Origin of the sequence: Micromonospora sp. NPDC005553 (assembly GCF_042871765.1) — a bacterium.
Taxonomy (GTDB): Bacteria; Actinomycetota; Actinomycetes; order Mycobacteriales; family Micromonosporaceae; genus Micromonospora.
On the sequence record NZ_JBIAJD010000005.1, the window covers coordinates 443,798 to 456,520 of the forward strand.

Here is a 12,723-nt window from a genome sequence, read left to right on the forward strand (position 1 = left end):
AGACCGGTGGACGGTCGTTCGACGTATTGCCCGCCGATCGTCGCACAACCACCTGAACGGCAACCGGCTGTGTCCGCCAGATGACCGCCTGTTGACCGATGGGCCGGACGGGTCCGACGTTCGGACGGGTCCGGTGGCGCGTCCTCCGGCCGGCTGTCACGATCTCCGGCATGTCCGTCGCACGTCGAACTCTGCTCGGAGCCGGCCTTGCCGCCGCGACCTCCGCCCTCACCGGTTGCGGTGCCACCGGCGCGCCGGACACCGGCTCGGCCGGCCCTGGCAACGCGGCGACCGCGAAGGGCGCCACCGGCAGCCGGGTCGGATTCGGAGCAGCGGGTGACGCCGGGCCGCCGCTCAGGGCACCGGACGCACCGGTCGGCGGCAACCCGCCGGTGCGTCAGGCCCCCTACACCCAGGACGTGACCGCCCTGCTCCGGCGACACCTGCCCGCGACCCCACAGACAGTGCAACACAAGGGTTTTCCCGGTGCCGTCGCTCTCGTCGTGTTGGGCGGGAAGGTGACTGTGCACACCGCGGTCGGTGAGGCACTGCGGTACTCGGCGGGCCCGAAGCTGCTGGCGGCGAACCAGCGCGTCGCGATGCGCCGGGACTCCATCTTCGACCTCGCCTCGGTCACCAAGGTGTACACGGCCATCCTGCTGTTGCAGCAGGTCGACAAGGGCCGCGTCGACCTCGGCGCTCCGGTGCGTGACTACCTGCCCGCCTTCACCGGCGCGGGCAAGGAGCAGATCACCGTCGAGATGCTGCTCACCCACACCAGCGGTCTTCCCGTCGGCGCCACGGTCACCGGCCTGCCCGACAACGCGGCCCGCTGGAACGCCGTGCTCGGCACGCCGCTGGTGTCCGGCGCGGTGCCGGGGAAGACGTTCCGCTATTCCAGCGTCGGGCTCATGGTCGCCGGCAAGATCGTCGAGAAGGTCACCGGCCAGCGGCTCGACCAGGCGCTCAAGACCAACCTGACCGGCCCGCTCGGTCTGCGCGACACCGGCTTCAACCCGAACAGCTGGCTGTCGGCCGCCGCGAAGGCCAGCCGACTGGTCGCGACCGATGCCCGCTCGTCCCGGGGGCTGCTCCGTGGCGTCGTCCACGACGACGTCGCCAACCACCTGGGTGGCATCGCCGGTCACGCCGGCATCTTCGCCTCCGCGACCGATCTCGCGGCCATCGGTCAGTTGCTCCTCAACGAGGGCGCCCACCAGGGCAAACGGATCCTCGCCGCGGCGACGGTGCGCCGGATGCTCACCAACCACAACGCCGGCAAACCCGCCATCGACCCCGAGCGCCCCAACCGGACCTCGGCGCACGGCCTCGGCGTCGTGCTCAACCAGAGCTGGTTCATGGGCGGGCTCGCCTCGGCCCGGACCTTCGGCCACACCGGATTCGCCGGCCCCTCGCTCCTGGTCGCGCCCGACCGTAAACTCGTCCTGGCGCTGCTCACCAACCGCGCGCACCCCAACTGGAGCTGGTCGAACCCGGACCCGGTCCGCGCCGCTGTCGGCGACCTGCTCGCCACGAAGGTCAACTGACCGGAAGGTGTGGACCATCGCGCCCCACCCTGACACGATACTTGCGCTAGTAGTGCAAATACTTCGTCCGTCCTGGTGGAGGATCGATGCACACATCTCGCCGGAGCCTGCTCTCCGTGGTGGCCGGGGTCGCCCTCGCGGCCAGTCTGTCCGCCGTCGCCGTGCCACGCGCCGCCGAAGCCGCCGCCACACCGACACACCGTCCAGTGATCTTCGTGCACGGCAGCGCGGGATCAGCGGCGCAGTTCGAGACCCAGGCCAAACGGCTGGCCAGCAACGGGTACCCGATCGACGTCATCGAAGCCCACGAGTACGACTCCCCGAACATCGCGACGATCCTCCCCCAGGTTTACGCGGGACTCGACGCACGGATCTCCCGCCTGCTGGCGGCCACCGGCGCGGACCGGGTCGACCTCGTCGCGCACTCACTGGGCACCTTCGTCTCGCAGGGCTACCTCAACAGCTCGCCGGAGCGCGCCGTCCGGGTCGCGCACTACGTCAACCTGGACGGGCGCACCGCGACCTCCCCGCCGGGCGGTGTGCCCACGCTCGCCATCTGGGGCGAGGGTGACCCGGCCCGCGCCGTCGTCGGCGCGACGAACGTGCACCTGCCGGACCAGTCGCACACGCAGACCGTGTCGTCGGCGGAGTCGTTCACCGAGATCTTCGGCTTCCTCCGGGGCCACGCGCCCCACACGACGCGGATCGTGCCGCAACTCTTCGGCGCTGCCCGGGTCTCCGGCCGCGCCGTGCTCTTCCCGAGCAACGTCGGTGTCACCGGTGCGACAGTCGAGGTCTACCCGGTCAGCCCACTGACCGGCGGCCGACTGTCACACCGGCCCGCGCATCGGCTGTCGCTCGGCGTCGACGGCTCGTTCGGCCCTCTCCCGGTGCTCGCCACGGCACGCTACGAGTTCGCCATCGTGCGCCCGGGCGCCGCGACGCACCACTTCTACTTCCAGCCGTTCCTCCGCTCGGACTCGTTCCTGCGCCTGGCGACCAGCGAGCCGGGCGAGGGCCTCAGCGGCCTGGTCGAGACCAGCGACCGGCACACGGCGCTCACGATCCAACGGCAGAAGGAGTGGTGGGGCGACCAGGGCGACGCCGGCGACCACCTCTGGATCAACGGCAGGGACGTCCTGAACGCGGCGAACACACCACGCGCCAAGCGGACGATCGGCATCTTCGCCTTCGACGACGGCAGCGACGGCGTCACCGACCTGTCGGCCCCGCTGCCGGAGTTCTTCAGCCAGACCTTCATCACCGGCATGGACGTCTTCATCCCGGCGACGCCGGCACACCTCGGCCTGGTACGCATCACCGTGGGCCAACGCGGCGGCGGCCACGAGGTGATCAACGTGCCCAACTGGAGATCGAGCACCGACCGGGTGACGGTCAGCGTGGACGACTTCTGAGCGCACCTCGCGGACGGCCCGGCCACCTCAGGTCGAAACGGTGGCCGGGACCCGCACTCGTCAGACGGTCGCCGGGACCCGCTCGCGCACTCGTCGCCCGACGGCGAAGCCGACCAGCCCCAGGATCAACCCGACGACCGCCAGAACGACACCCACCCGGGCCGGCGCGAGGTAGCCGAATCCGGCGGCGATGGCGACGCTGCCCAGTGCGGCGCCCAGGCTGTTCGCGATGTTCATGGCCGACTGGTTGACCGCCGCGCCCATCAGTTGCGCTCCCGGGGCGACGGTGATCAGAAGTGCCTGCAGGACCGGACCGAGATACAGGCTGGTCGCACCGACCAGGAACGCGCCCACGAACAGGCCCACGCTCGTCGACGCCACGAGGCTGAACACGGCGATGCTCACGATCATCGCCACGAAACCGATGACCATGCTCCGCTGGAGGTCGCGGTCCGCCAACCAGCCGCCCAGGGCGTTGCCGACGGTCATCCCCAGACCCACCGCGACCAACGTCCACGGCACCGTCGCGGCGGAGAGACCGGCGACGTCGGTGGTGACCGGTGCGATGTAGGTGTTCACCGCGAAGAAGCCGGCGAATCCGACAGCGCCGGTCGCGGCGACCAACCAGACCTGCGAGGTCCGCAGCGCCCGCAGCTCGGCGGCCGGCGAGCCGTCGACCGCCGCGGCGACCTCCGGAACGACCGCCAGCACCGCCAGCAGGGTGAGCAGAAAGAAACCGGCGATGACCAGGTACGCGACCCGCCAGTCGACCGTCTGCCCGAGCCGCGTGATGAGGGGTACGCCGACCAGGTTGCTCACTGTCAGACCGCCGAGCACTGTGGCGAAACCACGGGCCTCGTTACCGGGGCCCATCAGGGTCGCCGCGAGCAGACCGGCCGCACCGAAGTACGCGCCGTGCGGCAGCGCCGCCACGAACCGGGCCACCAGCACCAGGTCGAAGGTGGGGGCGAGCGCGGACGCGACAGTGCCGACGGCGAACATCACGAGCAGCCCGAGGACGAGCTTCTTGCGGGGCAGGCGCGCGCTCAACGCGGCGATCGTCGGCGCGCCGACGACCACACCGAGCGCGTACGCGGTGATCATCCAGCCCGCCTGGGCGACGGCGTCCGACGACGACCGCGCGTACTCGTGCGGGAGCAGACCGCGGGCGATGTCGGGCAGCAGCCCCATCGCCACGAACTCGGTCAGGCCGACCGCGACGCCGCCCAGTGCCAGAGCGGCAAGCGCCGCCAGCCGTCGACCTCTACTCAACTCGATCACCGAAAAAATTTAGCAACAGCGTTGCGTAATAGGGTGGTGAGATGACTCGCGTCACTGCCGACGTCACGTTCCTCCGCGGCTACAACCAGGCTCTCGTGATGGCGGTGGGGCGCACGGCTCGCACGTTCGAGCGCGCGACGGTGGTCGAGGCCACCGGCCTGACACCGCAGGCGGTCTCCAAGGTCATCGCCCGGCTGACCGCTGACGGCCTGATCCGCCCCGCCGGCGTCCGACGTCCAGGCATCGGCAAGCCCGCTGTCGTCTACGAACTCGTCCCGGACAGCCGGTACGCGATCGGCGCCCACGTGGCCCGACGCACGCTGCGGCTCGTCCTGGTCGACCTGGCCGGCACCGTGCACCACTCGGCGGTCAGCCCGCTGCCCCGCGACTTCACCCCGGAGCAACTCCTCGACGCCCTGAGCGCCGGCATCGACACGATGGCCGGCACCGGCGACCTGCGGGGCCGGCTCACCGGGCTGGGCATCGGCATGATCGGCCCACTCGACCACGCCAACGGCCTGGTCCGGGACGCCCACGGCCTGCGGCACTGGCACGACGTACCGCTGCGCGAGATCGCCGAGAAACACCTCGGTCTCCCCGTCCACCTGGACAAGGACGTCACCGCGGGGATCACGGCGGAGGCCTGGCGGCACGGCGCGACGTTCGGCGACGCGGCCCTCATCATGGTCGAGTCGGGCATCGGCGGAGGCTTCTGGCTGGGCGGCGCGGCCCACCGGGGAGCACACACCAACGCGGGCGAGTTCGGCCACACTGTCGTCGACCTGACCGGGCCCCTCTGCGTTTGTGGCCGGCACGGGTGCCTGGAGATCGTGCACCACCGCGCCGTCGAGGCCGGCGACATCGCACACGCCGCCCGCGTGCTGGCCGTCGGCGTCGTCAACCTGCTCCAGACCCTCGACCTCGCCCACGTGGTGCTGACCGGCGCGGACCTCCTGCGGCATCCGCAGACCTATCTCGCGGCGGTCACCGAGGCCGTCGGGGTGGACGCCCGGCGCGCGGACTGGCTCAGCACCAGGGTGGCCCTGTCCAGTCTCGGCGCGGACGTGATCGCCGCGGGCGCCGCCATGCAGGTCCTCGACCGGCACTACGGCATCCCGGAGCTGGCCCATTCCGTGATCGTCGGCGGCTGAGCAGCTCGACACGCCAAGCGACGCCCTGCTGAGCTGCCACCGATCGCCCTGAGGTCAGATCGCGGCGGGTGGTGACGACCGGGCCTCGCCGTGTCGCTACGCCACCACGGCGTCGGTGCCCGTATGAGTGCATCCGCTGGCTGGGCTCTCGCTGTCCGCGATGACCTCGTCGAGCCGCTTGCGCGCCTGCCGGAGTTGGGTGATCTGCCGATCGATGCGGTCGCGTTCGGCACGGAGCAGGGCCCGCGACTGCGGTGTGTTGACCTTCGCCTCGACGCAGGGCAACAGGTCCAGGATGGTTCGGCTGGACAGGCCGGCGGCGTACAGCATCTGGATCAGATACACCCGGTCCATCGCGTCGTCGAGGTAGTGGCGCTGACCGCCACTGCTCCGTGCGGCAGTCAGGAGGCCCTGCTCCTCGTAGTAGCGCAGGGCTCGTACCGACACCCCGGTCTTCGTGGCGAGTTCCCCGATCCGCATCGACCCCTCCCTCCGAGCCGGTGGCGTCAGCCACACAGCCTTCTTCCTCACGTGAGCGTCAGGTTCACCGTAGCTCGCGCACCGATTTCTGCGCGGCGACGGTGCGGTGTCTCACTGGCAGACGCGCCACTCGCCGTCCTCCTTGACCAGCGCCACCCCCTGCGTGAACCTCGCGCCGGTGGCCGCCTGGACCGCCTCGACCTGAACGGTCCCGGTGACCCGCCCGTTGTAGTTGTTGACGTTCACGCCGGTGATCTCGTAACTGCTGATCGTCAACTGCGCGCTCTGGATCCGGGCGAAGTCCTCCTGCGGCATGGTGTCGCGCACCCGGTCGCACAGCCGCCCGTACGCGCCCGCGTAGTTGCCGGCCTGCACGTCGTCGAGGTACGCCGTCGCGGCCCCCCGGACCGGTTCGACGGTGTCCTTGACCGAGCGGTAGAGCCAGAGGGCGACGCAGGTGCCGATGACGCAGCACACCGCCAGTAGGGCGCCGACGACGATCAGGACCGTACGAAGCGTCCGGTTGGGCCTCGGGCCGGGCACCATTGTCGGCTCGTACGTCATGGCCCGGAGGGTAGGGCTGCCGCGCCAGCGGCGAGAGCCCGCCGGGCGCCCGGTGGTTCAGCCTGCGGAGGCGGACGGCCCCGGCGTCGGCACGCCACCGGCGACCGCACGGGCGGGCGGCGTCGACGCCGGGGCCGGTCGCAGATCCGCGGGTACGGGCAGCGCGCTGCCCTTGACGAACTGGCCCCAACTGGTGTTCCAGGCCGTCCAGCCGTTGCCCGACTGGAGCCGGACCTCGGTGCCGGTGAAGGTGACCAGGTCACCGACCCGGGTGACGCCCATCAACCAGTCGGCGTTGGCCGCCGAGATGTTCGTGCAGCCGTGCGAGACGTTGCGGTGTCCCTGATCCGACACCGACCAGGGTGCCCCGTGGATGAACTCGCCGCCCCAGGTGAGCCGTTGCGCGTCCTCGACGTTCACCACGTAGCCGCCGTTCGGCTCGCCGCGCGTGTCGAACGTGGTGTACTGGTGCTTCTCCATGATCACCATCTTGCCGCTGGACGTGGGGGTGCTGCGCTTGCCCAGGCTGACCGGGATCCTGCGGATCAGCTTGCCGTCCCGTAGCACGCGCATCTGCTTGGTGGCGTTGTCGACTTCGAGCGACACCTGCCGTCCGATCCGGGACGTCGCGGTGCGGTCGGCGTCACCAACGTGGCTCTTCCCGATCGGCAGACCCGTCAGGCCCGCCCGGACACTGATGGTCGTGCCGGGTCGCCAGAAGTCGGGAGCGCGGTAGTAGACCTGGCTGCCGTCGTCCACCCAGGACCAGGTGCCCGGCTGCGGCGGGCTCGTGGTGACGAACAAACGACGTTGCACGTCGGCGCGGGCGGACCTGGCGATGGGCGGATCGAAACCGATGGTCACCGGCATCGCGGTGCCGTACGTCTGCTTGTCGGCGAAGTACAGCGTGCTGCTCACCTGCGGCTTCGTCGACGCCGCCGCGGTGGTGAAGCTGCTGGTGCGGGTGGTGGTCCGCCCGGAGTCGCCGGTGGCGGTCACCGACGCGGTGTACGTGTGCTGCGGGCGCAACGGGGCGGTCGGCACCCAGGCCGAGCCGTCCTCGCGCGGCTGCGCCCCGACCGCCGTGCCCGCCTCGTCGACGATGCGCACGGCGGTGATCTTTCCACCCGTGACGAGCGGAACCACCTCGGCGCTGAGCGGCACGTTCCGGGAGAGATCGGCCGGCGTGACGGTCAGTTCGGGCGAGGGCACCACCTGCTCGGCGGGACGTACGGCGGCCTTTCGCTCGGTGGTGCACCCACCGAGGACCAGCGGTGTCGCCGCGACGGCCACCGCGACGAGCGCCATGCGCCTCCGTAAAACCATCGAACGTCCCCCGGCTTCCGTGTACTCCGTGGCGGCAATTCTCTCCGCGTGGAGGGCGCCCCGCGCTGTTTCCGGAAATCACCCAACGAAGGTGGAGAGGTTCGGCACCGCGCACGGCCCGGGTCCGTCGGTCACTCCCCCTTTCGTGATCCTCGGGGCATCGAAGCGTGATGCTGTGCTGGAAGGCTGGCGACATGCGCGGAAGACGACGTCCATGGATTCTGTTCCCGCTCCCCCTCCTCCTCCTGACCGCCTGCTCACCGGCGGAGGAACCGATTGTTGCTCTCGCCGTTCAGGACGGCCAACCGATCGGCGTACTGGTCACCTGCGACGGCCTTGACGCCAATATGCGTGCGTTCGAGAACGACCATCAGGGTGATCCGGGCAAACGGACCCTGATCAGATGGAGCATCGGCGGCCCGCCCGCCAGCGAGGTCGTGGAGGTGGCGCTGTTGGGTCAGCCGCCGGAGGGCTGGGAGGTCGCCGACGCTGTCGACCGCCCTGATTCCGACGTGGACGTCGAGTTGCTCACCGAATTTCGGGCCGGTGTCACCTACACCCTCGACGGGTCAAGCCGCCGCGAGGCCCGCTCGGTGGACTTCACCCTCGCGGACCTGCCACGGATCGGCCCGGACCAGGTGTTGGTGTCGCACGGAAGCAGGTCAACGAAGGTCGTGTCGCGGGAGACCTTCCTGCGCAAGGCACGCGACAAGTGTTGAGCGGGACGGCGGCCGGGAAAGCCGGCAGGTAAGCAGAGTGCCGCCGCTGCCGCCGATTACGGTTTTTGGAGAGAATCAGAGAATTGAGATCGAGCCGACATCACGGCGACTCCACAAAGCTGACCAGGCAATCGCTGAGCGCTATTTAAGGGAGAATTAATCGTTCCAACTGGAAGCGGGCAGGGGGTCCACTCGTATTCTTCCCTCTCGGAAGAAAGGTGCGCCCCCGTTGATAAATCTCCGTTCCACCCCTCGACACCGTCGTTCCGTCACCGCCCTGCTGCTGGTGAGCCTGGCGCTGGCCGGCGGATGCAAGGAGGCACCGGGAACCCCCGGCGCATCCGGCCCGTCCAGCGACACCGGCATCGGCTCGTCCGGCCCGGACGCGCCTATGGCCACCGCCCCGGGCGACCCGTCGGCCACGCCGAGCGCCCCGGGCACCTCGGCCACCCCGTCCGCGCCGGGCAAGCCCGGAACGCCGGCGACCAGCGCCGCCCCGCCCACCGCATCCGGCGGCTGGATCACCATCGACGCTGGCGCGCAGGCCGCCGCGACGAAGGCGTTCTTCGCGCGCAAACCCAAGCCGGTGACCGGCAACCCGGTCAAGGTGCCCGAATTCAACGTCGGCTGTACGACCAGCCACCACAACAGCGACGACCCGATCGTGCTGCCGAAGCTGGTGGGTGGCTCGCACAACCACACCTTCTGGGGCAACAAGTCGACCGACGCCAACTCGACGGCCGAATCGCTGCGGGCGTCCAAGGCGACCACCTGCAACTCGCCGGACGACCAGTCCGCCTACTGGGTGCCGACCATGTACCAGAACGGCAAGGTCGTGGACCCGAAGGAGGTGACCGTCTACTACGGTTCCCGCCTGAAGGACCCGAGCAGGACCCAGCCCTTCCCGTTCGGCCTGCGAATGATCACCGGTAACGCCAAGACCCAGGTCGACACCCCGGACAAGCAGGGCAACCACTTCTGGTGCGCCGGCATCGGCGGCGAGATCGGCCGCAGCGCCGACAAGACGTTCCCGGTCTGCGCCAAGACCGCGAACATCGTCCGGCAGATCACCTTCCCGGACTGCTGGGACGGCAAGCACCTGGACAGCCCCGACCACAAGGCGCACATGGCCAACGGGGACCACACCGGGGCGTGCCCGAAGAGCCACCCGGTGCCCGTCCCGTCGGTGTCCTTCGTGATCTCGTACCCGTTGAGCGCGAACACCGACGGCATCACCCTCGCGTCCGGCACGTCGTTCTCCATGCACGCGGACTTCTTCAACGCGTGGAAGGACGAGGCGCTCGCCGCTCGGGTGCGCAACTGCCTCGACCAGGGCGTCAAGTGCAACTCGGCCGGTAACTTCTAGAGCGATCGTTCGACCTGAGCTGGCCCACGGATCGTCGTGGGCCAGCTCAGGTCGAGACGTAACGAGGTCTCCGGTGGACGGCTCAGCCACCGGGCGGTATCGAAGACCGGATTCCTCGCCTGGTCGGAGGCCCGGCATCAGACGAGGCGCTGGATGCGGACCTTCTCGTCGCCAGACCGCAGGAGACTCATCGAAGCCAGCCGAGGAAACGTCTGTGCAGCGCACCCGCCGGCGCCCAGGTCAGGTCCTCGGACGCCCGCACCAGCTGGGCACCCAGGTAGATGGCTAGGGAGATCGGAGCGTCGTCGAATTCGGCGCGTAGCTCGCGCTGCCGCGTGCGGCAGGGCCAGGGCGCATCGCAGCCGCCGCAGCTCCAGATCGGCAGCACCGGGCCGTGCGTGGTCATGCGCGGCCTCCGAGCAGCGCCGCGGTCATCGACCGGGCCTGCCGGCTGGTCGCCCAGCCCACCTGGCAGCAGGGGTACGGCGTGGGCGGTGCCCACCACGCCCGGCAGCCGTCGCACAGACCGTCCTTTGCCGCCAGTTGCACGCTTCGTTGCTCACTGCTCCTCCTCGGCTGGCCAGTGCCCCCGGTTCATTGGAATCCGGTGTCGGCTACGACAGGGCAGTGACGCCCCACAGCGGCAGATCCAGCTCCACCTCCGCCACGACCACGCCGGGCGGTGTCGCCGTGCCAGGGTCATCGCGGCGGCGATCAGGTACTGGTCGTAGGTCACTCGTCGCCATGGTGGTGTCCTGTCCCGCATCGCTGGCTCCCTCCACCGGGCAGCACTGCACGGCCGATCCCGGAACGACGGGACCGGATCTGGAACGTTCGGTAACTGCGACGCTACGATCACGACGACGATGGTTGGACTCACCCGCAGTACGCGTGAGCAGGCCAGATGGGCTGCCGCAGCTTTGGTTTCACGGCGGAACGTCGACCACGGGTCAACGTAGGGGTGACGGATGACAGGTCGCGGACGATCAGCACCGCATCGTGGCGCGGTGACCGGCTACCTGTTCAAGCTGATCCGGGAGTCCATCCCGCTCACGCAGGAGCAGCTCGCCGTCGACCTGGACGTCGATCGCGTGACCGTGCAGAGCTGGGAATCCGGACGCCGGCCGTTCCCCGCGGTACCGCTCGGGCAGGCGATCGCCGTCCGACGCCGGCTCGGACGGCTCGGCGCGAACACACTCCTGCTCGCGGCACTCGACGACGCCGCCGAGGCGGATCTCATCCTCGCCGCCGTCCTCAACGAACCGGTGGACCGCTGCGACCTCGCCGAACATCCGCTGGGCTGGTCCGTCTTCACCCACCGTCTGACCGACTTGATCCTCTGGGCCGTCCTCGGGCAGACACCGACCTTCGCCAGAGGGCTACCCATCACCCCTCCCCGGCGGGGTCCAGTCGCGTCGGGGCCGACCCTGCCCGTCGACGAGCAACGTGCGTTCTTCGCTCACCTTCACGTGCTCGCCGATCGCGCCGCAGCCGGACGGCACCGAAACGTGCTGCTACACCGGCAAGCGTGCTTCCTTGCTGGGATGGACCCCACCAAGGCAGCAGCAGGTTGGCTCACCCAGACCACCGCCCGAACACACCGCACGGCCACCTTCCGCACCTGGTCACCGCTGTGGCCTGATGCCCGCTCCGTCGTCACGTCCCTCGCCAACCAGGGCGACCCGGAGCCGTTACGGGACTTCATCGCTCGCGCGCATCCCGACGACGCCTGCGAGCGGGCGGCCCTCAACTACTCGGCCTACTGGGTGGGCGAGATCCCGTACCGCCACCGCGACGACTCCTTCATGCCCGAAGCGCTCGACGACTGGCATGGCTCAATCCTTCTTCGGCACCTGGTGCACCGTCTCGAGCCGGGGCATCCCTTCGTCGACCTCAACATCCACAACGTCTGGGCGTTGCTGGCCGCACGACGCGGTCTCGCTCTCGACAACCCCGCCGCTACTCGGGCGCTCCTCGACCGCAGTGGCCCGCTGCTGGACAGTGACCGAATCTCCGCGCAGTCACGGAAGGAACTAACCTCTATCGTCTACAGCCTGCGGGCGGACGGACTAACCGGCACAGGGACGGGCAGATGACCGACGACCACGACGCCGCCGGCGCGATGAACTTCATCTTCGAAGCCGGCGTCCTCAAACGCGCCGCCCGCACCGGCTGGTGGTTCGCCGGCGTCAAGCACCCCGAATCCATCGCCGAACACTCCTTCCGAACAGCGCTCATCGGAATGATGCTCGCCGCCATGGAGGGCGCCGACCCAGCCCGAGTGTCGATGCTCTGCACCCTGCACGACACCCAGGAAACCCGAATCACTGACATCCCACACATCGCCAAGCGCTACCTGACCGCCGTACCCAACACCGCCGTCACCGCCGACCAGGTCGCCGCCTGTCCCCCAGCCGTCGCCGACGTCATCACCGCCGCCGTCGCCGAATACGAAGCCGGCGAGACGCTGGAAGCTGTCGTCGCCCGCGACGCCGACAAACTGGAATGCCTGGTCCAAGCCGTCGAGTACCGCCATCAGGGCATCGACAACGTCCAGCGCTGGATCGACAGCTCACGAGCCGCCCTGAAGACCGCCAGCGCCCACCGCCTTGCCGACGCCGCCCTCACCGGGCAACTCCTCGCCTGGCTCACACCCCCGCCGCAGCATTAAGCGTTCAACACTTGGCGTTCCAATGTAGAAGGCGCTCGGCAGACGAACGCCATCCGGACCGAACGGCCGCTGACCTGCGTCGGGCTTTGCCGTCGATCGTTGTCGTTGGTCGCTGACCGACCTGGCCGAGGCGGTCAACGACGTGCACCGGACGCCGACACTCGACAACTGAGCCTTCTCCAAGCTGATTTTGCAGTTCGGAG

The 12,723-nt window shown here is 69.5% G+C and carries 12 protein-coding genes; 7 read left to right on the forward strand and 5 right to left on the reverse strand.

Features of this window, described 5'->3' with window-relative positions; translation table 11 throughout:
- Window positions 1–170: 170 nt before the first annotated feature.
- Both ACFYPG_RS22885 and ACFYPG_RS22890 read left to right on the forward strand, forming a co-directional pair.
- Window positions 171–1,547 carry a serine hydrolase domain-containing protein gene (locus tag ACFYPG_RS22885; RefSeq protein ID WP_387353795.1) on the forward strand — a complete coding sequence of 459 codons (1,377 nt, stop codon included), beginning with the start codon at window positions 171–173 and terminating at the stop codon, window positions 1,545–1,547.
- Between the two features lie 86 nt (window positions 1,548–1,633).
- A complete protein-coding gene (locus tag ACFYPG_RS22890) occupies window positions 1,634–2,962 on the forward strand; it encodes an alpha/beta hydrolase (RefSeq protein WP_387353796.1) in 1,329 nt (442 codons plus the stop codon).
- A 60-nt stretch (window positions 2,963–3,022) separates the two neighbouring features.
- Here ACFYPG_RS22890 and ACFYPG_RS22895 read toward each other — a convergent pair whose 3' ends face one another.
- Window positions 3,023–4,243, reverse strand: coding sequence for an MFS transporter (locus tag ACFYPG_RS22895; RefSeq protein WP_387353797.1), 1,221 nt, complete (start codon window positions 4,241–4,243; stop codon window positions 3,023–3,025).
- A gap of 41 nt (window positions 4,244–4,284) precedes the next feature.
- Here ACFYPG_RS22895 and ACFYPG_RS22900 point away from each other — a divergent pair, with 41 nt between their 5' ends.
- Complete coding sequence (locus ACFYPG_RS22900; RefSeq protein WP_387353798.1) at window positions 4,285–5,394, forward strand: ROK family protein; 1,110 nt, start codon at window positions 4,285–4,287, stop codon at window positions 5,392–5,394.
- Window positions 5,395–5,490: 96 nt separating this feature from the next.
- Here ACFYPG_RS22900 and ACFYPG_RS22905 read toward each other — a convergent pair whose 3' ends face one another.
- The 3 genes from ACFYPG_RS22905 to ACFYPG_RS22915 all read right to left on the reverse strand — a co-directional run bounded on the left by ACFYPG_RS22905 (window position 5,491) and on the right by ACFYPG_RS22915 (window position 7,746).
- Complete coding sequence (locus ACFYPG_RS22905) at window positions 5,491–5,874, reverse strand: MerR family transcriptional regulator (protein ID WP_355008628.1); 384 nt, start codon at window positions 5,872–5,874, stop codon at window positions 5,491–5,493.
- 111 nt (window positions 5,875–5,985) lie between these two features.
- On the reverse strand, window positions 5,986–6,438 hold the full coding sequence (locus tag ACFYPG_RS22910) for a hypothetical protein (RefSeq protein WP_387353799.1): 453 nt from the start codon (window positions 6,436–6,438) through the stop codon (window positions 5,986–5,988).
- Window positions 6,439–6,495: 57 nt separating this feature from the next.
- Window positions 6,496–7,746: an Ig-like domain-containing protein gene (locus ACFYPG_RS22915; protein ID WP_387353800.1), complete on the reverse strand. Its 1,251-nt coding sequence runs from the start codon at window positions 7,744–7,746 to the stop codon at window positions 6,496–6,498.
- A 365-nt stretch (window positions 7,747–8,111) separates the two neighbouring features.
- Between ACFYPG_RS22915 and ACFYPG_RS22920 the strand changes: the two genes are divergently transcribed.
- Entirely contained in the window at window positions 8,112–8,483 is a 372-nt protein-coding gene (locus ACFYPG_RS22920) for a hypothetical protein (RefSeq protein ID WP_387353801.1), read from the forward strand.
- A gap of 229 nt (window positions 8,484–8,712) precedes the next feature.
- Window positions 8,713–9,849, forward strand: coding sequence for a DUF1996 domain-containing protein (locus ACFYPG_RS22925; RefSeq protein WP_387353802.1), 1,137 nt, complete (start codon window positions 8,713–8,715; stop codon window positions 9,847–9,849).
- Window positions 9,850–10,036: 187 nt separating this feature from the next.
- On the opposite strand, the gene ACFYPG_RS22930 is transcribed toward ACFYPG_RS22925, so the two are convergent.
- Window positions 10,037–10,372 carry a hypothetical protein gene (locus tag ACFYPG_RS22930; RefSeq protein WP_387353803.1) on the reverse strand — a complete coding sequence of 112 codons (336 nt, stop codon included), beginning with the start codon at window positions 10,370–10,372 and terminating at the stop codon, window positions 10,037–10,039.
- Window positions 10,373–10,817: 445 nt separating this feature from the next.
- Here ACFYPG_RS22930 and ACFYPG_RS22935 point away from each other — a divergent pair, with 445 nt between their 5' ends.
- Window positions 10,818–11,945, forward strand: coding sequence for a helix-turn-helix domain-containing protein (locus ACFYPG_RS22935; protein ID WP_387353804.1), 1,128 nt, complete (start codon window positions 10,818–10,820; stop codon window positions 11,943–11,945).
- Window positions 11,942–12,520, forward strand: a complete 579-nt coding sequence (locus ACFYPG_RS22940; protein WP_387353805.1) for an HD family hydrolase — start codon at window positions 11,942–11,944, stop codon at window positions 12,518–12,520. The genes ACFYPG_RS22935 and ACFYPG_RS22940 overlap by 4 nt, the downstream gene beginning before the upstream one ends.
- Window positions 12,521–12,723 lie beyond the last annotated feature (203 nt).